The sequence below is a fragment of the Mesorhizobium sp. KR2-14 genome (genome assembly GCF_040049255.1).
Classification (GTDB): domain Bacteria; phylum Pseudomonadota; class Alphaproteobacteria; order Rhizobiales; family Rhizobiaceae; genus Pseudaminobacter.
Map to the genome: position 1 here is coordinate 73800 of NZ_JBDZDR010000006.1, position 19825 is coordinate 93624.

The 19825-nt window shown below is 64.8% G+C and carries 16 protein-coding genes; 11 read left to right on the plus strand and 5 right to left on the minus strand.

Annotated elements, in window-relative coordinates:
* The first annotated feature begins 121 nt into the window (after nt 1–121).
* The 4 genes from ABLE86_RS16210 (at nt 122) to ABLE86_RS16225 (ending at nt 9464) form a co-directional block, all read left to right on the plus strand.
* Entirely contained in the window at nt 122–1426 is a 1305-nt protein-coding gene (locus tag ABLE86_RS16210) for an efflux RND transporter periplasmic adaptor subunit (RefSeq protein WP_348780002.1), read from the plus strand.
* Complete coding sequence (locus tag ABLE86_RS16215) at nt 1423–4533, plus strand: MdtB/MuxB family multidrug efflux RND transporter permease subunit (RefSeq protein ID WP_348780003.1); 3111 nt, start codon at nt 1423–1425, stop codon at nt 4531–4533. Before ABLE86_RS16210 ends, ABLE86_RS16215 begins: the two co-directional genes overlap by 4 nt.
* Nucleotides 4530–7814, plus strand: coding sequence for an efflux RND transporter permease subunit (locus ABLE86_RS16220; RefSeq protein WP_348780004.1), 3285 nt, complete (start codon nt 4530–4532; stop codon nt 7812–7814). The genes ABLE86_RS16215 and ABLE86_RS16220 overlap by 4 nt, the downstream gene beginning before the upstream one ends.
* A gap of 168 nt (nt 7815–7982) precedes the next feature.
* On the plus strand, nt 7983–9464 hold the full coding sequence (locus ABLE86_RS16225) for an efflux transporter outer membrane subunit (protein WP_348780005.1): 1482 nt from the start codon (nt 7983–7985) through the stop codon (nt 9462–9464).
* Nucleotides 9465–9478: 14 nt separating this feature from the next.
* Here ABLE86_RS16225 and petA read toward each other — a convergent pair whose 3' ends face one another.
* Entirely contained in the window at nt 9479–10132 is a 654-nt protein-coding gene (gene petA, locus ABLE86_RS16230) for a ubiquinol-cytochrome c reductase iron-sulfur subunit (protein WP_348780006.1), read from the minus strand.
* 209 nt (nt 10133–10341) lie between these two features.
* On the opposite strand from petA, the gene ABLE86_RS16235 reads away from it, so the two are divergent.
* The gene (locus ABLE86_RS16235; RefSeq protein ID WP_348780007.1) at nt 10342–11661 is read left to right on the plus strand and encodes a glucoamylase family protein; all 1320 of its coding nucleotides are present in this window, start codon (nt 10342–10344) and stop codon (nt 11659–11661) included.
* Nucleotides 11662–11682: 21 nt separating this feature from the next.
* Here the strand turns inward: ABLE86_RS16235 and ABLE86_RS16240 are convergent, their stop codons facing one another.
* Nucleotides 11683–12528 (minus strand): slipin family protein, encoded by an 846-nt coding sequence (locus ABLE86_RS16240; protein WP_348780008.1) that lies wholly within the window; start codon nt 12526–12528, stop codon nt 11683–11685.
* Nucleotides 12529–12819: 291 nt separating this feature from the next.
* On the opposite strand from ABLE86_RS16240, the gene ABLE86_RS16245 reads away from it, so the two are divergent.
* Both ABLE86_RS16245 and ABLE86_RS16250 read left to right on the plus strand, forming a co-directional pair.
* On the plus strand, nt 12820–13491 hold the full coding sequence (locus ABLE86_RS16245; RefSeq protein WP_348780009.1) for a Crp/Fnr family transcriptional regulator: 672 nt from the start codon (nt 12820–12822) through the stop codon (nt 13489–13491).
* Between the two features lie 175 nt (nt 13492–13666).
* Nucleotides 13667–13957 (plus strand): GlsB/YeaQ/YmgE family stress response membrane protein, encoded by a 291-nt coding sequence (locus ABLE86_RS16250; protein ID WP_348780010.1) that lies wholly within the window; start codon nt 13667–13669, stop codon nt 13955–13957.
* Between the two features lie 127 nt (nt 13958–14084).
* On the opposite strand, the gene ABLE86_RS16255 is transcribed toward ABLE86_RS16250, so the two are convergent.
* Together ABLE86_RS16255 and rocF are read right to left on the minus strand one after the other, a co-directional pair.
* A complete protein-coding gene (locus tag ABLE86_RS16255; protein ID WP_348780011.1) occupies nt 14085–15152 on the minus strand; it encodes an ornithine cyclodeaminase in 1068 nt (355 codons plus the stop codon).
* Nucleotides 15153–15156: 4 nt separating this feature from the next.
* Nucleotides 15157–16077: an arginase gene (gene rocF / locus ABLE86_RS16260; protein ID WP_348780012.1), complete on the minus strand. Its 921-nt coding sequence runs from the start codon at nt 16075–16077 to the stop codon at nt 15157–15159.
* 134 nt (nt 16078–16211) lie between these two features.
* Here rocF and ABLE86_RS16265 point away from each other — a divergent pair, with 134 nt between their 5' ends.
* Nucleotides 16212–16649 (plus strand): Lrp/AsnC family transcriptional regulator, encoded by a 438-nt coding sequence (locus ABLE86_RS16265; protein WP_348780013.1) that lies wholly within the window; start codon nt 16212–16214, stop codon nt 16647–16649.
* A gap of 22 nt (nt 16650–16671) precedes the next feature.
* Here the strand turns inward: ABLE86_RS16265 and ABLE86_RS16270 are convergent, their stop codons facing one another.
* Complete coding sequence (locus ABLE86_RS16270; protein ID WP_348780014.1) at nt 16672–18090, minus strand: FAD-binding oxidoreductase; 1419 nt, start codon at nt 18088–18090, stop codon at nt 16672–16674.
* 246 nt (nt 18091–18336) lie between these two features.
* Between ABLE86_RS16270 and ABLE86_RS16275 the strand changes: the two genes are divergently transcribed.
* The 3 genes from ABLE86_RS16275 (at nt 18337) to ABLE86_RS16285 (ending at nt 19809) form a co-directional block, all read left to right on the plus strand.
* On the plus strand, nt 18337–18537 hold the full coding sequence (locus tag ABLE86_RS16275) for a hypothetical protein (RefSeq protein WP_348780015.1): 201 nt from the start codon (nt 18337–18339) through the stop codon (nt 18535–18537).
* Between the two features lie 139 nt (nt 18538–18676).
* Nucleotides 18677–19054, plus strand: coding sequence for a hypothetical protein (locus tag ABLE86_RS16280; protein WP_348780016.1), 378 nt, complete (start codon nt 18677–18679; stop codon nt 19052–19054).
* A gap of 104 nt (nt 19055–19158) precedes the next feature.
* The gene (locus ABLE86_RS16285; RefSeq protein ID WP_348780017.1) at nt 19159–19809 is read left to right on the plus strand and encodes a helix-turn-helix domain-containing protein; all 651 of its coding nucleotides are present in this window, start codon (nt 19159–19161) and stop codon (nt 19807–19809) included.
* Nucleotides 19810–19825 lie beyond the last annotated feature (16 nt).

Consider the following 19825-nt stretch of genomic DNA (forward strand, 5'->3'; position numbering starts at 1 on the left):
CCGCGGCCGCGCGATCACGAAACGGTGACCCCCTTGCAGGAGCGCTGCGGCGGCACAAAAGTCCTTGTATCGGCGGCCTTGATTATCCTTCGTGCCGACCGATCTTGTGCGATGCGTTGCCATGGATCAGCTTCGAGAGCCCGAAGAGCGCATTGTTGAGCGACCGGAACTGACCAGGCCGGGCTCGCGCAGCGGCTGGCTTTGGTTTGTCTTCGTGGTGTTGCTGGCGATCGCGGGGGGCCTCTGGTGGCAAAGGCTGCCCCTGGCCGAGAAACCGCCAGCCCCCAGCCGTGCCGAGCAGCCGGTGTCGGTCGGGGCGGCCACCGTGCAGACCGGCAACATCAACGTCACCGTCAGTGCCCTCGGCACGGTGACGTCGATGAACACGGTGGTGGTCAGGCCCCAGGTCAGCGGCCTGCTCACCCAGGTGGATTTCCAGGAGGGGCAGGACGTCAAGAAGGGAGACCTGCTGGCGCAGATCGACCCCCGGCCCTTCGAGGCAGCGCTGCAGCAGGCCCAGGGCCAGCTGGCCCGGGATGAAGCGCTTCTGAAGGGCGCGCAGGTCGACCTCAAGCGCTACCAGGGCCTGGCGGCCCAGAACGCGGTGGCGCGACAGACCCTCGACACCCAGACGGCACTTGTCGGGCAATATCAGGGCACCGTCGAGGCCGACAAGGCACTGGTGGAGGCCGCCACCGTCAATCTCGGCTATTGCCGCATCCTGTCGCCGCTGGATGGCCGCACGGGCCTGCGCCAGATCGATCCGGGAAACTACGTGACCCCCGGCGACCCTGCCGGCATCGTCGTCATCACCCAGATCCAGCCCATCAGCGTTCTTTTCACCGTGCCGGAAGACCAGTTGCCGGCGATCTCCCAGCGCGTGCAGCAGGGCGCGCAACTGCCCGTGACGGCCTATGACCGTACCGGCACCACGAAGCTGGCCGAAGGCGTGTTGCAGACCTTCGACAGCCAGATCGACCCCTCGACCGGCACGATCAAGCTGCGGGCGTTCTTCGACAACGCCAACCGCATCCTTTATCCGAACCAGTTCGTCAACGCGGTGCTGCTGTTAAACGAGCACAAGAACGTGGCCGTCATGCCGACTGCCGCGATCCAGCACGGCGTGCCCGGAACCTTCGCTTATGTCATCAATTCCAACGACACCGTGACGGTCAGGAAGATCGCGCTGGGCGCGATCGATCGCGAGCGCGCCGAGGTTGTCTCGGGCCTCGCGCCGGGCGACCGCGTGGTGGTGGACGGTGCCGACAAGCTGCGCGAGGGCGCGCCCGTGAGGGTGCACGAGCAGGAACAGGCCGCGAGCCCCGCGCAGGCCCAGCAGGACCTGCCCAAGCCCGATGTCACCCCGCCCCCGCCGGAGAGGCCGCAGGGCGGACAGCGACATGGAGGGAATCGTCACACGAAATGAACCCGTCGCGACCCTTCATTCTTCGGCCGGTGGCAACATCGCTGTTGATGGTCGCAATCCTGCTGTCCGGAATAGTGGCGTTCCGCTTCCTGCCCGTATCGGCCCTGCCCCAGGTCGACTATCCGACCATCCAGGTCCAGACCTTCTATCCCGGCGCCAGCCCCGACGTGATGACGTCTTCCATCACCGCACCGCTCGAGGTCCAGCTCGGGCAGATTCCCAACCTCAACCAGATGAACTCGGTGAGCTCGGCCGGGGCCTCGGTGATCACGCTGCAGTTCAACCTCTCGATCTCGCTCGACGTCGCCGAGCAGGAGGTGCAGGCGGCGATCAATGCCACGGGCAACCTGCTGCCGTCGGACCTGCCGGCCCCGCCGATCTACGCCAAGGTGAACCCCGCCGACGCGCCGGTGCTGACGCTGGGCCTGACTTCGGAGACGATGCCGCTGCGCCAGGTGCAGGAACTGGCCGACACCCGGCTTGCCCAGAAGATTTCGCAGCTTCCCGGTGTCGGCCTGGTGACGCTGAGCGGCGGCCACCGGCCTGCGGTGCGCGTGCAGGCCGATCCGCGCAAGCTCGCCGCCTACGGGCTCAACATCGACGATCTGCGCACCACGCTGGCGAATGCCAACGTCAATGCGCCGAAGGGCAGCTTCGACGGCTCGGCGCGGGCCTATTCGGTGAATGCCAACGACCAGCTCAGGACCGCAAGGGAATATGACTCGCTGATCGTCGCCTACAAGAACGGGGCGGCGGTGCGGCTGACCGACGTGGCCACGGTGATAGACGGCACCGAGAACAACAAGCTCGGCGCATGGATGAACACCACGCCCGCGATCATCCTCAACATCCAGCGCCAGCCGGGCGCCAACGTCATCCAGGTAGTGGACCGCATCAAGGCGCTGCTGCCGCAACTGCAGGCTTCGCTGCCCAGCGCGGTCAACGTCGCCGTGCTGACAGACCGCACCACCACCATCCGCGCCTCGGTGCGCGACGTGGAATACGAGCTGACGCTCGCCGTCATACTCGTGGTGCTGGTCATCTTCGTGTTCCTGCGCAGCGCCCGCGCAACGCTGATCCCCAGCCTTTCCGTGCCGCTTTCGCTCGTGGGCACGCTGGGCATCATGTATCTGTTCGGCTACAGCCTGGACAATCTCTCGCTCATGGCGCTGACGATTGCGACGGGCTTCGTGGTGGACGACGCCATCGTGGTGATCGAGAACATCTCGCGCTACATCGAGGAAGGCTACTCGCCGCAGGAAGCGGCGCTGATCGGCTCCGAGCAGATCGGCTTCACCATCATTTCGCTGACCGTGTCGCTGATCGCCGTGCTGATACCGCTGCTGTTCATGAGCGACATCGTGGGCAGGCTGTTCCGCGAATTCGCCATTACGCTGTCGACCACCATCCTCATCTCGGCCGTTGTGTCGCTGACCCTGGTTCCGATGGCATGCGCCAAGCTGCTGAAGCCGATCTCGGCCGTGCACGAAAATGCGCTGCAGCGGGCAAGCCGCAACTTTTTCGACTGGGTGATCCGTGGCTATGGGCGCCTTCTCACGAGAGTGCTCAACCACCAGCCCCTGGTGCTGTTGATTGCGCTGGCCACCCTCGTGCTGACCGTCGCGCTCTATATCGTGATCCCGAAGGGCTTCTTTCCGGTTCAGGACACCGGCATGATACAGGCCATCACCGAAGCACCCCAGTCGGTTTCCTACAGCTCGATGGCGGAGCGGCAGCAGGCGGTCGCCGGCATAATCCTCAAGGACCCGGACGTCGAAAGCCTGTCGTCCTTCATCGGGGTCGATGGCACCAACAACACGCTCAATGTCGGCCGCATCCTGATCAACCTGAAGCCGCACGAACAGCGCGGCTCCAACATCACCGAGGTGATGCGCCGCCTGAAGGCCAGCACCGCCTCGCTTCCCGGCATCACGCTCTACATGCAGCCCGTTCAGGACCTCACGATCGACGGCACGGTGAGCCGCACGCAGTACCAGTTCGTGCTGCAGGACGCCAATGGCGACGAACTGGCCGAATGGGCGCCAAAGCTGGTCGACAAGCTGAACTCGCTGCCGCAGCTTGCCGACGTGGCGAGCGACCTGTCGCAAAGCGGGCTGGCGGTGTTCGTCGACATCGACCGCGACCAGGCCGCGCGCTTCGGCATCACCCCGGCGACGATCGACAATGCGCTGTACGACGCCTTCGGGCAGCGCATCGTCTCTACGGTGTTCACCACGACCAACCAGTACCGCGTGATACTTGAAGCCGATCCTTCGCTGCAGCAATCGCTGACTTCGCTGTCCTCGATCTACCTGCCGTCCTCCACCGGCGGCGCGCCGGTGCCGCTGTCGGTGCTGGCCAAGACCCGCACCGGCACGGCGCCGCTACAGGTCACCCATATGGGGCAGTTTCCGGCCACCACCGTCTCCTTCAACCTGGCGCCCGGGGCCTCGCTGGGCGAGGCGGTGAAGGCGATCCAGCAGGCGCAGGCCGACATGCCCATCAGCGTGATGACCACCTTCCAGGGTGCAGCGCGCGCCTTCCAGGCCTCGCTCACCAACCAGCTGTTCCTGGTGCTGGCGGCGCTGGTGACCGTCTATATCGTGCTGGGCGTGCTCTATGAGAGCTTCATCCATCCCATCACCATCCTTTCGACCTTGCCGTCTGCCGGCATCGGCGCCCTGCTTGCCCTGATGGCGGCCGGCGAGGACCTGACCGTGATTTCCATCATCGGCATCATCCTGCTGATCGGCATCGTCAAGAAGAACGCGATCATGATGATCGACTTCGCGCTTGATGCGCAGCGCAACGAGGGCAAGTCGCCGCGCGAGGCCATCTACCAGGCCTGCCTGCTGAGGTTCCGGCCCATCCTGATGACGACGCTGGCCGCCATACTGGGCGCGCTGCCGCTGATGCTGGGCACTGGCGTCGGCTCCGAGCTCAGGCACCCGCTGGGCGTCTCCATCGTCGGCGGCCTGCTGGTGAGCCAGGTGCTGACGCTGTTCACCACGCCGGTGATCTATCTCTGGTTCGACCGGCTTGCGGCACGCCTTCGGGGTGCTCGGCCGCAGGCCGGCGAGGCGCAGGGCGTGGGCGGCCGGCCATGAACCTGTCGGCCCCCTTCATCCGGCGCCCGGTCGCCACCACCCTGCTGACCATCGGCCTCTTGGCGACCGGGCTGGTGGCCTACCCGCTGCTGCCGGTTTCGCCGCTGCCGCAAGTGGACTATCCCGTCATCTCGGTGCAGGCGACGCTTCCCGGCGCCAGCCCGGAAGTGGTCGCAACCACCGTTGCCAGCCCGCTGGAACGCCATCTCGGCGAAATCGCCGACGTGACCGAGATGACCTCGACCAGCACGCTGGGCAATACGCGCGTGACGCTGCAATTCGGCCTCAACCGCGACATCGACGGCGCCGCCCGCGATGTGCAGGCCGCGATCAACGCCGCGCGCGCCGATCTGCCGACGAGCCTGCGAACCAACCCGACCTATCGCAAGGTCAACCCCGCCGACGCGCCGATCATGGTGCTTGCGCTCACTTCCGACATACTGCCGAAGGGAAAGGTCTATGACGCCGCCAGCACCATTCTGGCGCAGAAGCTCTCCCAGGTGGATGGCATAGGCGAGGTGATCGTGGGCGGCAGTTCGCTGCCCGCGGTGCGCGTGGAGCTGAACCCGCAGGCGCTCTACAAATATGCCGTCGGACTGGAAGACGTGCGCGCAGCACTTGCCTCGGCAAACGCCCACAGCCCCAAGGGCGCGATAGACGTCGGCGACCAGCGCTACCAGATCTACGCCAACGATCAGGCGAACGAGGCGGAAGCCTACCGCTCGCTGATCATCGGCTATCGCAACGGCGCGCCGCTGCGCATGTCGGAGGTTGGGCAGGTCAACGACGCGGTGGAGAACATCCGCAATGCCGGCCTCGCCAACGGCAAGCCTGCGGTGCTGCTCATCCTGTTCCGTTCGCCCAACGCCAACATCATCGCCACCGTCGACCGGGTGAAATCGCTGCTGCCGTTCCTGCGCGCCTCGATCCCGCCGGCGGTCGACCTCGCCGTGATGATGGACCGGTCGACCACCATCCGCGCTTCGCTGAAGGAGGTGCAGATCACGCTGATGATCGCCATCGGGCTGGTGATCGTGGTGGTCTTCGCCTTCCTGCGCGATGCGCGCGCCACGCTGGTGCCGATCGTGGCGGTGCCGGTTTCGCTCATCGGCACGCTGGGGGTGATGTACCTGCTGGGCTTCAGCATCGACAACCTGTCGCTGATGGCGCTGACGGTGGCCACCGGCTTCGTGGTGGACGATGCCATCGTGGTGCTGGAGAACATTTCCCGCCACACCGCCGCGGGACTGACGCCGATGAAGGCTGCGATGCGCGGCGCCCGCGAGGTCGGCTTCACCGTCCTGTCGATGAGCCTGTCGCTCATTGCCGTCTTCATTCCCATACTGCTGATGGGCGGGCTGGTCGGGCGGCTGTTCCGCGAATTCGCGGTCACGCTGTCGACGGCGGTCCTGATCTCGCTTGCCATATCGCTCACCACCACGCCGATGATGTGCTCCATATTGCTGCGCCGGCAGGACCAGCGCCGGCATGGGCGGCTTTACCGGGCCAGCGAGCGGGCATTCGCGGCCATGCTGGGCGGCTATCGCCGGTCGCTGGGCTGGGCGCTCGCGCATCCGCGGTTCGTCCTGCTGGTGCTCCTGGCCATGCTGTGCCTGAACGGTTACCTCTACGTCACCATTCCCAAAGGCTTCTTCCCGCAGCAGGACACCGGGCGGCTCACCGGGTCGATCCAGGCGGATCAGGCGATATCCTTCCAGCTGATGTCGAAGAAGCTCGCCCAGTTCGTCGACATCGTGAAGAGCGACCCCGCCGTGGACACCGCCGTCGGCTTCACCGGGAGCGGGCAGACCAATTCCGGCTTCATGTATATTTCGCTGAAGCCGCTGGCCGAACGCAAGATCTCGGCCGACGAGGTGATCGCCCGGCTGCGGCGAAAGCTTGGGGCAGTGTCCGGCGCAACGCTCTACCTGCAAGCCGTGCAGGACATACGCGTGGGCGGCCGGCAGTCGAACGCCCAGTATCAATACACGCTGCAGGGCGACACCTTTGGCGAACTCAACGAATGGGCGCCCAGGCTGACCGCTGCCCTGCAGGCGGAACCGAAGCTCACCGACGTCAGCAGCGACCAGCAGAACAAGGGCCTCGAAACCAATGTCGTCATCGATCGCGACACGGCCGCTCGTCTGGGCATCACCGTGAGCCAGATCGACAACACGCTCTACGACGCCTTCGGCCAGCGCCAGGTCTCGACCATCTATGTGGCGCGCAACCAGTATCACGTGGTCATGGAGGTGTCGCCGCAATACTGGCAGAACCCGGAGACGCTGAGACAGGTCTTTGTGAGCACATCCGGCGGCGGCGTCAGCGGATCGCAGGCCACCAACGCCGTGGCCGGGACCTTCGTTTCGCCCAGGCGCGGCGCCGCCCCTCCCTCCCCCGCCGCGGCGGATGCGGCGCGCAACCTGGCGACCAATTCGATCGGCAATGTCGGAAAGGGCATAGCCTCGACCGGCACGGCGGTCAGCACCCGCGCCGAAAACATGATCCCGCTTTCGGCCGTCGCCCATTATGCACCGGGCAGCACGCCCCTTGCCGTCAACCACCAGGGCCTGTTCGCGGCGGCGACGATCTCCTTCAACCTCGCACCCGGAGTCGCGCTGAGCGAGGCCGTCGCGGTCATCGACGCAGCCAAGGAACGCATCGGCATGCCGCCTTCGATCCGCGGAAGCTTCCAGGGAACGGCGCGGGTCTTCCAGGAGTCGCTGGCAAACCAGCCCCTGCTGATCCTGGCGGCACTGGTTGCGGTCTATGTGGTGCTGGGCATTCTCTACGAAAGCTACGCCCATCCGCTGACCATCCTGTCCACCCTGCCCTCGGCCGGCGTCGGCGCGCTGCTGGCGCTGTCGGCCTTCAGGCTCGAGTTCAGCGTGATGGCGCTGATCGGCGTCATCCTGCTCATCGGCATCGTCAAGAAGAACGCCATCATGATGATCGACTTTGCGCTCGACGCCGAGCGCAACGAAGGAAAATCCTCGCGCGACGCGATCTACCAGGCCTGCCTGCTGCGCTTCCGGCCGATCATGATGACGACCATGGCCGCGATGCTCGGCGCGGTGCCGCTGGCGATCGGCATCGGCGAAGGCAGCGAACTTCGCCAGCCGCTCGGCATCGCCATAGTGGGCGGCCTGATCCTCAGCCAGTTGCTGACGCTCTACACCACACCGGTGATCTATATCTATATCGACCGGTTCCGGCTGTGGGCGCAGGGTCTTCGCAAGCCTGCCGCCCCAGTGCAGCCGCGGCCGCTGCCCGGCGAATGACGCAAGTTGGCCGGGGATAATCGGGGCTAATACTTGCCGCACCCATTGGCGTAAGCATTGTTTACAAGTTACGCTTAGGCTCGACAATTGGTCGAGCATGAATTGATACTCAGCGAGCAGTCGAGCGCGTTGGGGTTACATGGGCGGCGAACCCTGTCTGGGCATCGAATGCGTGGCATTGCTTGCAAGTCAGTCCTCACCAATGTTCCGGAGCACCTTTGCCGCAATGGCAAGCGGTTTTGCCGTATCCTGTCGGTGGGCCTGATGGGGCTTTCGCTGTCCGGCTGCATCCTCGGCTCTGAAAAGCCTCTTGCGGCGATCGATATTCCTGGCGCCTACGAGAATGGCCCCAAGAAGGATGTCGAAGCGGCCGTGCCCGCGTTGGACTGGTGGCGCGGTTTCCGCTCCGAGGAACTGACGACCCTTATCCAGGAGGCACAGTTCTCGAACCTGGACGTCGCGATTGCAGTGGCGCAGATCGTCCAGGCCGACGCGCAGGTGGGCATTGCCGGCGCGCCATTGCTGCCGAGCCTGACCGGCACGGCCAGCGCCGAACGGTTGCGCCAGTCGGCCACCAGAACCCTGCCGGCGCAAACCTTCTCGCTCTACAATGTCGGGCTGACCGCCAGCTACATGCTCGACTTCTGGGGCAAGAACCACGCCACCCTGTTCTCCGCCGCCGAGAGCGCTGCGGCGAGCCGGTTCAACCGCGAGATCGTCACGCTCACCGTCGTGACGAGCGTGGCCAACACCTATTTCCAGATCCTGGCCGCACGCGACCAGCTGCGCGTGGCGCGGCAAAATCTTGCCGCGTCTAGCCGCATTCTCGACCTGGTCCAGAAGCAGTTCAACGCCGGCACGGCCTCGCAGCTGGACCTTTCGCAGCAGGCAGCACTCGTCGCCACCGTGCGCGCGTCGATCCCGCCGCTGGAAGTGACGCTGAAGCAGAACATCGCAGCCCTCGCCTTCCTGCTTGCGAGCGCGCCCGCCGGCTTCACCGTCAAGGGCAGCAGCCTGAACCAGATCACCGTGCCGCGCGTGACCCCCGGCCTGCCGTCGGAAATCGTCAACCAGCGGCCCGACATCCGCCAGGCGGAGGCGCAGCTTGCGGCGTCCAATTTCAGCGTCGAAGCCGCCCGGGCCGCCTTCCTGCCGCAGATCGAGCTGACCGGGACGACCGGCTTCCAGAGCATGTCCTTGAGAAAGCTGTTCACACGGGGGGCCTGGTACTACACGCTGATGGCAACCGTCACCCAGCCGATCTTCGACGGCTTTCTGCTGGAGAGCCAGTTGCAGCAGGCGCGGGGCGTGCAGCTGCAGAGCCTGCAGGCCTATCGCAGGGCCATTCTTTCCGCCTTTTCCGATGTGGAGAAGGCGCTGGTGGCGCTGGAGCAGACCACGATCCAGGAACGGCTTCAGAAGGACGTCGTGACCAATTCGCGCAAGGCCTTCGAGGTGGCGGAAGCCCAGCTGCTCGGCGGCACCGTCAGCCTCATCAACGTGCTGCAGACGCAACAGACCCTGTTCACCGCCGAGACCAACCTCGTGCAAGTGCGGCTGAACCGGATGCTCGCCTGCGTCAGCCTGTTCCAGGCGCTTGGCGGCGGATGGCTGTGGCCGATAGAGCCGGGCCTCGTCGCAACGCAGTAGAACCGAGGCCAGCCTCAGACCTGCCTGATAGAACTGAAGTCGAAGGGTTCGCCCGGCGGGTTCTCACCAATCCGCAGGTTCGTTTCCGAAGTGAAATGGTAGGGCGGAACGGGCAAGTTGTAGGGAGCCGGCACATTCTTGAACACGCGGCCGGCCAGGTCATATTTGGACCCGTGGCACGGGCAGAAATAGCCTCCGAACCAGACATTGCCCGGCTCGGCCTCGGGTCGGAACACCGGAATGCATCCCAGGTGCGTGCAGACCCCAACCAGAACGGCATAGCGCGGATTGGCCGAACGCGACCAGTTCGTGGCATAGGGCGGCTGCTGGTTCACTGTAGAATCCGGATCGGAAAGCTCCGCCAGCAGATCCGCGTTGCGCAGGGTCTGGAGCGCGGCGGCCGGCCGGTCGCTGATGAAAACCGGCATTCCGCGCCAGCGCACCGTGATCTGCTGGTCGGGCGCTATCTTTGACACGTCCACATCGATCGGCCCGCCACTGGCGCGTGCACTGGCATCCGGGTTCATCTGATCAATGAACGGCCACAGGGCGGCGGCCGCGCCCACCACGCCGGCGCACGCCGTGGCGATGTACAGAAAATCGCGGCGATCGGGACTTTGGCGTTGAGATCGTGCGGGATGGTCAGCAGCGGAGTGAACATTGGACATTTTCCTCAAAGCTCCAATGCACGATTGTGGGGTCGTCTCGTCCTCTACGTATCACGTGAAGAAGGGCTTACGGGGACAACATGTCCGGCACGTAATAACAAACGCGCGATCACCCGGCCATTGCCGCGCCTGTGGCGCAATGCAGGCTTGCAGTGGGCCTGCGCCAGCACTACCTCGCGAAGACAAAGTGCAGTGAATGGCCAAATTGGATGCAGCTCAACGCTTCCATCGATTATTTTCCCGAGCTTGAGGAGGACGATGCCGAGCTGCTCGAGAACGTGCAGCGGCAGACGTTCCGCTTCTTCTGGGAGGGCGCGCACCCGGCATCGGGCCTGGCTCGTGATCGCCAGAAGACCACCGGGGATCCGAAGGGTGACCTCGTCGCTGTCGGCGGCACCGGCTTCGGCGTCATGGCGATCATCGTGGCGGTGGAGCGAGAATGGATCTCGCGCAAGCAAGCCGTCGAACGCATTGCCACGATGCTTGCCTTCCTGCGCACGGCCCACCGCTTCCACGGGATATTCCCGCACTTTCTGGACGGACGCACGGGCGAGACGATCCCCTTCGGCCGCAAGGACGACGGCGCCGACCTGGTAGAGACGGCTTTCCTGTTCCAAGGGCTGATCTGTGCCCGCCAATATTTCAACGGACGCGAGGGAGCGGAATCGAGCCTGCGCCAGCAGATCGACGAGCTTCTGGCACAGGCCAAATGGGACTGGTTCACACGAGGCGGCCAGCACCTTTACTGGCACTGGAGCCCCAATCACGGCTGGGCGATGGACCACAGGGTGGCAGGCTGGAACGAGTGCCTCGTCGCCTACATCCTGGCCACGGGCTCGGACAGCTATCCGATCGATCCCGCCACCTATCACGAGTGCTTTGCCTCCGGTCCCGGGTTCCGCAACGGGAGGTCGTATTACGGGATCGAGCTGCCCCTGGGCATGGACTATGGCGGCCCGCTTTTCCTGGCGCATTACTCGTTCTGCGGCCTCGACCCGCGCGGCCTGAGAGACCGCCACGCGGATTATTGGGAACAGAACGTGCGGCATGCGCAGATCAACCATGCCCATTGCGTCGCCAACCCGCACGGCCACAACGGCTACGGTCCGGCCTGCTGGGGGCTGACCGCCAGCCACGGGCCCTCGGGCTATGCCCCCCACGCGCCGGATTTCGACATCGGCGTCATCACACCCAGCGCCGCAATCGCCAGCCTGCCCTACGTGCCCGCCGAAGCAATGCAGGCGCTGCGCTATTTCATGGACAAGCCGCGCAAACGCATCTGGGGGCGGTTCGGCTTCGTGGATTCCTTCTCGGAAAACCGGAACTGGTACGCAAGGACCTATCTGGCGATCAACCAGGGTCCCATCGTCGTCATGACGGAAAACTATCGGACAGGGCTTTTGTGGAAGCTGTTCATGTCCGCGCCGGAAGTGCGCCGGGCGCTTGCCCGGCTCGAGTTCGAGAGCCCGTATCTCGACGCCCGCCCCGAGCCCCGCGAAGTCGAGCCAGCGCCCGCCTGCGAAGCCTGACCTGGCGCTTCTCCCGGAACGCTATTTGGCCGCGCCGCCATCCCTGCCGGCCAGTGCCAGCGCGAATGCGGGGTTCATGCTGTCCACCATCGAGGTTGGCATCAGGATCGTCGTTCCACGCTCCTTGGTGGTCTCGTAGATGATGTTCATGGCGCGCAGCTGCATGGCGCCGGGATTGTCGGCGTAGGTCCTTGCCGCGTCGACGAACTGCCCTGCAATGGCAGCCTCGGCGGACCCCAGGATCACGCGCGCCTGCTTTTCCCGCTCGGCCTGGGCCTGCCTGGACATCGCATCCTGCAATGCGACGGGGATCGCCACGTCGCGGATCTCGACGGACTTCACCGAGATGCCCCAGTCGAGGGTCTTGCGGCTGATTTCGTTGCGCAGCAGCTGGTCTGCCGCATTGCGCTCCGAGAGCAGCGCCGAGAGCATCGCCGAACCGATCATCTCGCGCAGCGAAGTCTGGGCGACCCGGTCGATGGCTTCGCGAAAATTGGTGATGTTGAGCGCTGCCTTCTGCGCGTCATGGACGAACCAGAAGATGATCGCGTCGACATTGACCGGAACGGTGTCTTTTGTCAGCGCCTGCTCGGCGCTGAAGGCCGTGGTCTGGATGCGCTGGTCGATGATCGCCACCACATTGTCGACCACCGGGATGATCAGGAAAAGCCCCGGTCCCCTGACGCCCAGCAGCTTGCCCGCGCGCAGGATGACGAACCTCTCCCAGGTGTTGGCCATCTTCAGCGCGGCGGCAACGATGACGGCCAGAACGAAGAACGGAACACCCAGGCTCGGGTGCCCCGAGGCGATGAACGCTGCGCCGATGGCGATACAAACGGCGCTCAGGAACAAGGTGATGGGGTTCATTTTGGTCGCTCCTCCCTGCCGGTTCGGCAATCTTTCCGAAGCGTGAGTATCGGGCCGCCGCGCATTGCCGGGTGAGCAAAGTTGCTCATGGCTAGCGGCCGGATCACTCGACGCCGACGAGGTAACAGCGTCGCGGGCGCCGCGTTCCGCGCACGTTAGTTCGAAAGCGGACGACCTGCACGCAATCGTGTTTGCCGCAGCAGCTCTGCGGCGACATTGACCCTGCCCCGGCGGCTCGGGAACATTATGATTACAGAAGCTTCGTCGTCCGGCTGCAACGCGAAGGCTGCCATGGCAAACAGGCGCAAACCGCCATTCGATGCCGTGTCCTTTCTCACCAGGATTGGCGAAGGGCGCAGCATCGGCAGATACGCAAAAGGCCAGATCGTCTTTTCGCAAGGCGACCTGGCCGACGCCGTGTTCCAGCTTCAGCAGGGCAAGGTGAAGATCACCGTTGTTTCGGAACAGGGCAAGGAAGCGGTGATCGCAATTCTTGGCCCTGGCGACTTCTTCGGCGAAGGCTGCCTGGCCGGTCAGAAGCAGCGCATTTCAACCGCGACGACGATGACCGAAGCCTCGGTCGCGCGCTTCGAGAAGGCGGCGATTGCGCGCCTGATCCACAATGATCCCGACTTTGCCGAGCAGTTCATCGCGCATCTGCTGGACCGGACGCTGCGCGTCGAAGCCGACCTGGTCGATCAGCTGTTCAATTCAAGCGAGAAGCGCCTGGCCCGGGTTCTTCTGCGGCTTGCCAATTTCGGCAAGGAGGGCAAGCCCGAGCCCATCGTCATCAAGATCAGCCAGGAAACACTGGCGGAGATGATCGGCACGACCCGCTCCCGGGTCAGCTTCTTCATGAACAAGTTTCGCAGGCTCGGCTTCATCGACTACAACGGCGCCATCGAGGTCCACCCCTCGCTGTTCAACGTCATTCTGCACGAGCAGCCGCGCTCCAAGGATTGAGGGCGCGCCGGCAGGGGTGCAAGCCCATGGAAACGATGCACAAAATTCGTGAAGTGAGCAATTTTGCACAGTCTTTGTCCTGACGCGGACGTAGCATCTGGCCGCAGGAGTGGTTGCCTGTGCGACGCATCGAAAGGCGTCCGTCTCCTGGGAAGTCTGGAGGCACATGATGTACATGTCAGTCGAAAATCTTCTGATCGTGTTGGTGGCTGGCCTGGTTTGCGGATGGCTGGCCGATCAGATCGTGCAGGGTGCCAGGTTCGGGATGGTCGGCGACCTCATCATCGGCGTGGTCGGCGCATTCATCGGCACATGGCTTCTGCCCAAGATCGGCCTGACGATCGGCACCGCACTCGTTGCCTGGTCGATCAACGCTGTCATTGGGGCGCTGGTGCTGCTGCTGATCGCAAGGCTGGTTCATGATGCCGGCACCTGGCAGCGCCATCACTGGGGCAGGCACTCATGACCTTGGCGCCGCGGCCGCTCAAGGCAGCCGCGAAGCAAGGTCAGCCGAGATTATAGGCGGGCGATAGGACGAGCGGGGCTCCCAAGGCCCCGCTCGTAATGTGTGTGCCGGCGTGGCGCCGCTGGCGTCAGGCGACTTCGACCGGCGCTTCCGAAGCCTTCTTGGCGCGCAGCAGCATGCCGAACAGATCGCGCGGCTCGTCGGGGTCGGCCAGGAGGTCGAGCTCTTCATAGAGGCCAGTTGATTCCAGCCGATCACGCACATAGCGAAGCGCCGAAAAGTCCTCGATGGCGAAGCCGACGGAATCGAACAGGGTGATCTGCGTCTCTTCCTTGCGGCCGAGCGCCCTGCCGGCAATCACCTGCCAGAGTTCGGTTACCGGATGGTCGGGCGAAAGCTGCTGGATCTCCCCCTCGATGCGCGTCTGGGGCGGATATTCCACGATGATTTCCGAACGTAGCAGGATGTCGTGATGCAGTTCGGTCTTGCCGGGGCAGTCGCCGCCCACCGCATTGATGTGAACGCCGGCGCCGACCATGTTGTCGGTGAGAATGGTGGCGTACTGCTTGTCCGCTGTCACCGTGGTGATGATGTGGGCGCCTTCCACCGCCTGCTCGCCGGAGGTGCAGATGGTGATGTCGAAGCCCATGCCGGCCAGGTTGCGCGCGCATCTGCGGCTGGCCTCGATGTCGATGTCGAACAGGCGCAGCTTCCTGATGCCCAGCAAGGTGGCAAAGGCCAGCGCCTGGAATTCGGACTGGGCGCCGTTGCCGATGATGGCCATGCACTCGCTGCCCTTCGGCGCCAGATATTTGGCGGCCACCGCCGAAGTCGCCGCCGTGCGCAGCGCGGTGAGGATCGTCATCTCCGTCAGCAGCATCGGATAGCCCGAGCCGACGTCGGCCAGCACGCCGAATGCCGTCACGGTCTGGCGGCCGCTGCGCGTGTTCTTGGGATGGCCGTTGACGTATTTGAAGCCGTAGAGATGGCCGTCGCTGGTGGGCATCAGCTCGATGACGCCCTCATGGCTGTGCGACGCGACACGCGGCGTCTTGTCGAAGGATTCCCAGCGCCGGAAATCCTCCTCGATATAGCCGGCCAGTTCCTTCAGGAAGCGTTCGACGCCGATGGCCAGGACCAGCTTCATCATGTTGTCGACACTGACGAAGGGAACGATGTTCAGTTTGGGCAGCATGATTTCAATAACTCCTCGTGGGCCGGTCCATTATGCGGCGCCCCATCAAACTCGCGGTGAGATCGACCATCAGGGTTGCGGTGCGGCCGCGCTCATCCAGAAAGGGGTTCAGTTCGACGAGGTCGAGGCTGGTGACCAGCCCGCTGTCGTGCAGCATTTCCATGGCAAGGTGCGCCTCGCGGAAGGTGGCGCCGCCCGGCACGGTGGTGCCGACCGCCGGCGCGATCGAAGGATCGAGAAAATCGACGTCGAGGCTGACATGCAGAAGGCCGTTCTCTGCCGCGACGCGCTCCAGGAAGGCGCGAAGCAGCGGCGCGATGCCGTGCTCGTCCACGGCACGCATGTCGTGCACCATCACACCCGCGCGGCTCAGCGCGACGCGCTCGGCCGGGTCGACGCTGCGAATGCCGAGCGCGCAGACCCGGTGCGGATCGACCGTGGCCGCAAGCGGCGGCAGGTAGCCTTCGAAGCCGGGCTGGCCGGTCGCATAGGCAAGCGGCACGCCGTGCAGGTTTCCGCTGGTGGTGGTGTCCAACGTGTGGAAGTCGGGATGAGCATCGAGCCACAGCACGAAGAGCGGCCGACCGATTTCGGCCGCGCGGCGGGCAACCCCGGAGACCGTGCCGGCCGAGATGCTGTGATCGCCGCCAAGAAAGATCGGCATGCCTTCGCCACTGGCGGCATAGGCGGCTTCGGCGATCACCCCTGTCCAGGCCGAGATGGCGCCGAGCGCCTTGAGCGACTGGTTGGCGTGCTCGATCTCACGCGACGCTTCTGGCACAACCGCGCCAAGATCGGCGACGGTGTGGCCCAGTTCAGCAAGTGCGGCAACAAGGCCTGCCGTGCGCAACGCGCTTGGCCCCATCTCGCAACCCATGCGCCCGGTTCCATCCTGAACCGGAGCGCCGACGATCCTGCAGTGCATGCGACCCCGAAAATCCCGATAACAATCAGGTCGCATTGAAGCGGCTTGCGCTGGCGAAATGAACAGGCTGAATTGGCAATCAAACCGGCATTGCCTATCATTTCGGCAGGCCATTTTGCCAAAATGAGAATGCCATGGATGCCCTGGACGAAAAGCTCATCACGCTGCTGCGCCACGACGGCAGGCGCAGCATCTCCGATCTGGCGGCCGATCTGGGCGTGTCGCGCGCCACGGTTCGCGCCCGCCTGGAGCGGCTGGAGAAGGCCGGCGAAATCATCGGCTACACGGTGATCCTGCGCGCGGATGCCGTGGGCCAGCCGGTGCGCGGCATCATGATGATCGAGATCGAGGGCGTTGCCGCCGACAGGGTGATCCGCGCGCTGGGCGGTTTTCCGGAGGTGTCGGCCGTGCACACGACCAACGGGCGCTGGGACCTGGTGGCCGAACTCGGCACGGCCACCCTGACGGATTTCGACGCGGCGTTGCGCCGCATCCGCCTGATACCCGGCATCACCGGCAGCGAGACAAACCTGCTTCTGGCAACGCCGCGCAGCACCAAGGCGAGGCTTTAGGCAGCCCCGCCTTGCCTGCGCGTCAGTGCGGCTCGGCGGAAAAGATCTTGCCGGGGTTGAGAATGCCGCGCGGATCGAGGGCGGCCTTGATCGCCGCCATCGTCTCATGCTTGGCCGCGCTGTTGTAGAGCGCGAAGGCTTCGCGCTTTTCCAGGCCGATGCCGTGCTCGGCCGAGAAGGCGCCGCCCATTTCGGTGAGGCCGGGATATAGGATCGCCTCCATCGCCTCATGCGGCAGGTCATCGTTGAGGCCGAGCATGACATGCAGATTGCCGTCGGCGAGATGGCCGAAAATGTAGACGCCGACGGGATCGGCAAGCTGCTTCAGCTTCGGCTCGATATCGCCGGCATAGGCGCCGAGATTGGCGAGCGGCACCGAGACGTCGAAGGAATGGACGTGCGGCCAGACGCGGAAGAGCACGTCGGCATCCTCGCGCAGGATCCAGAAGAAGTCGCGCTGGCTGTTGTTCTGCGCCAGGACGGCTTCGCTGACCAGCCCCTCCTCGAACAGCGCCTCGAGATGGGAGAGGAACTTGTCCTGGCCGTCGCCCTCCGGCGTCTCCTCGGTCTCGGCCAGGAGCAGGAAGGCGCCCTCGCCAATACCGATGGCCTCCAGCGACTGGCCGTGCTGGGCGGCGATGGTTTCGGCATATTCGCGCCAGAGGATCTCCACCGCGCGCAGGCGGTCGCCGAAACGGTCGCGCAGGTTCCGGGCGACGGCCAGCGTCTCCTCGATGGTCGCGAAGGCAAACAGCGCCGTGGCGGCCACCGGCCGCAACGGCTCGAGGCGGATCGCAAGCCGGGTGATGATGCCGAGCGTGCCTTCCGAACCGGCGATCAGGTCAGTGAGGCCGTAGCCGGTGTTGTTCTTCAGGACGCGGGCGAGATCGCTGACCAGCGTTCCGTCGGCGCGCACGAACTCGCAGCCGAGCAGGCGGTCGCGCATGGTGCCGAAGCGGAAGGCCTCGATGCCGCCGGCATTGGTGGCGGCGAGGCCGCCAAGCGTGGCGCTGCCGCGCGAGGGCAGGTCGATGCCGGGGCTGAGGCCATGCTCGGCCGCCGCCTGCTGCAGAGCCTCCAGCGTCACCCCGGCATCGGCGATGGCGACCCGACCGACGGGATCGATCTCGATGCCGCCATTCAGGCGGCGGGTGCTGACGATGAGGCTGCCGGGCGCCGAGGCCGTGCCGCCGACAAGTCCGGTGCGGCCGCCATGGGTGACCACGGCAATACGCTCGGCATGGCACAGCGCCAGCAGCGCGCAGAGTTCGTCGACCGAGCGCGGCGACACAGCGGCACCGGCCGCGAAATTGTCGGCGTGGTATCCCGGATCCCAGTCGCGAAGCTTTTCCTCACGCAGCACAGGCCCGGCTATGGCCTCGATCCTGGCAAGCGTGGCGTCGTCGAGCGGAGCAGATGGTTGGGCGCTGGTCTGGGTCATGATGGGTCTTCCTCGGGACGGCACAGCACATGCGCGATCTCGGGATGGGCGGCAAGCCAAAAATACGCCGCGCGCGCCCGCAGAAGGCCCCCGGACGGATTGTCGCATTTTCCGCCGGGAAACCCGCCCGGCTGACATCGGCCGCGGCTGGGCACGACGGGCCGGTGCGGAAATTTGGTCCGTCATAGGGTGGCAATGGTCGAGGCATACCCTACCTAGGGGTTCAGGAAGCACTTGGAGGAAGTAATGCAGAGCCCGTACCATACGACACTCGAAGACCTCCTGAGCGACCCGGTCGTTCACAAGGTGATGGCGCGCGACGGTGTCCGCGCCGAGGACGTGAGACTGCTCATGATGCAGGCCGCAGAGCGGATGGCTCGCCGGCAATACCCCCGCCGCCCCTTCGACACCAACCAGCTTCTGAGGGGCGAACCCGCCAACCTCTGACATCCACCCGGCGCGCGGCTTTCTCCGGTGCGCCATATCAATCCACCTCCCACTGCCGATTTGACCTGACGCAAGGCAAGCTTGTGCGAAGCCGTCTATCACTCGGAATTGCAAGTCGGCAGTGGGAGAACTCATTCCTTTGGCCACCATCGGCAAGATCTTGGTCGTTGCCTCCGACGAAGGATTTCGAAGGTCGCTGGTGTTCGTGCTCGAAGCCGAGGGCTTCGACGTGGAACCGCACGCCCACCTGTCGAAGGCAATAGCTTCCCCCCGCGCCAATTCGGCAGGCTGCACCGTCGTCGACGAGGACGCGATGCGGGGACGCGTCTCGGCGTGGAAGGAGCTTGGACGGTCCGCCCGGCCCATCGTGCTGCTTGCCGACAGGTTTCTGCCGTTGCCCGACCTGACCGGTTTTCCCGACGCCAAGGTGCTGATCAAGCCGTTTCTGGGAAGCACGCTGGTCGAGACCGTGCGGCTGGCGATGTCCCGTACCGACGCGCAGACCTCTTTTCGTTAGGTTCTCCACGCGACTACGTATTTCCACGTACGGACATAACCGAATTCCGCCCCGGCATATAAGCGCCAATTCTATCGCCTCGGAGAACTCCCGGAGGCCGTCCCATGCTTGCCTATGCGAATTCCCGCAACGTGTCCGTGCTCAACGAGCCTGACGCCGCCAGCCGCCACCACGCCTCGCTTTTCTCGCCCTGCCAGCAGACCATCTATTTTCCCGCCGGCGCGGAAATCTATGCGCAGGGCGAAGCGGCCGGCTACGTCTATCAGGTCGTGTTCGGAGCCGTTCGCGTCTACCGGCTGATGGCGGATGGCCGCCGGCAGATCAGTGCCTTTCATCTCAGCGGTGAGATCTTCGGCTTCGAGGCCGACCCCACGCACCGCTTCTTTGCCGAGGCGATCAATGCGGCCGGCATCCGCAAATTCTCTCTGGCCTCGTGCGAGGAAATGTCCCGCGAACTCCTTCCGCTGGCGCTTCGCAGCCTGATACGCACGCAGGACCACCTGCTGGTGCTGGGCCGGCAGGCCGCCGCCGAGCGCGTGGCGGCGTTTCTGCTCAACATGGCCGAAAGGCAGGGCGGAACCAGCCGCATAGACCTGCCCATGCCGCGCATGGACATAGGCGACTATCTCGGCCTCGCCATTGAAACCGTGTCGCGTGTATTCTCGATGTTTCGGGAAACCGGAGCCATCCGCCTTCACGGCCTGCGCAGCGTCGAGATCCTGAGATGGGACATCCTTCAAAACCTGAGCGACTGAGCCCGGCCTATCCAGG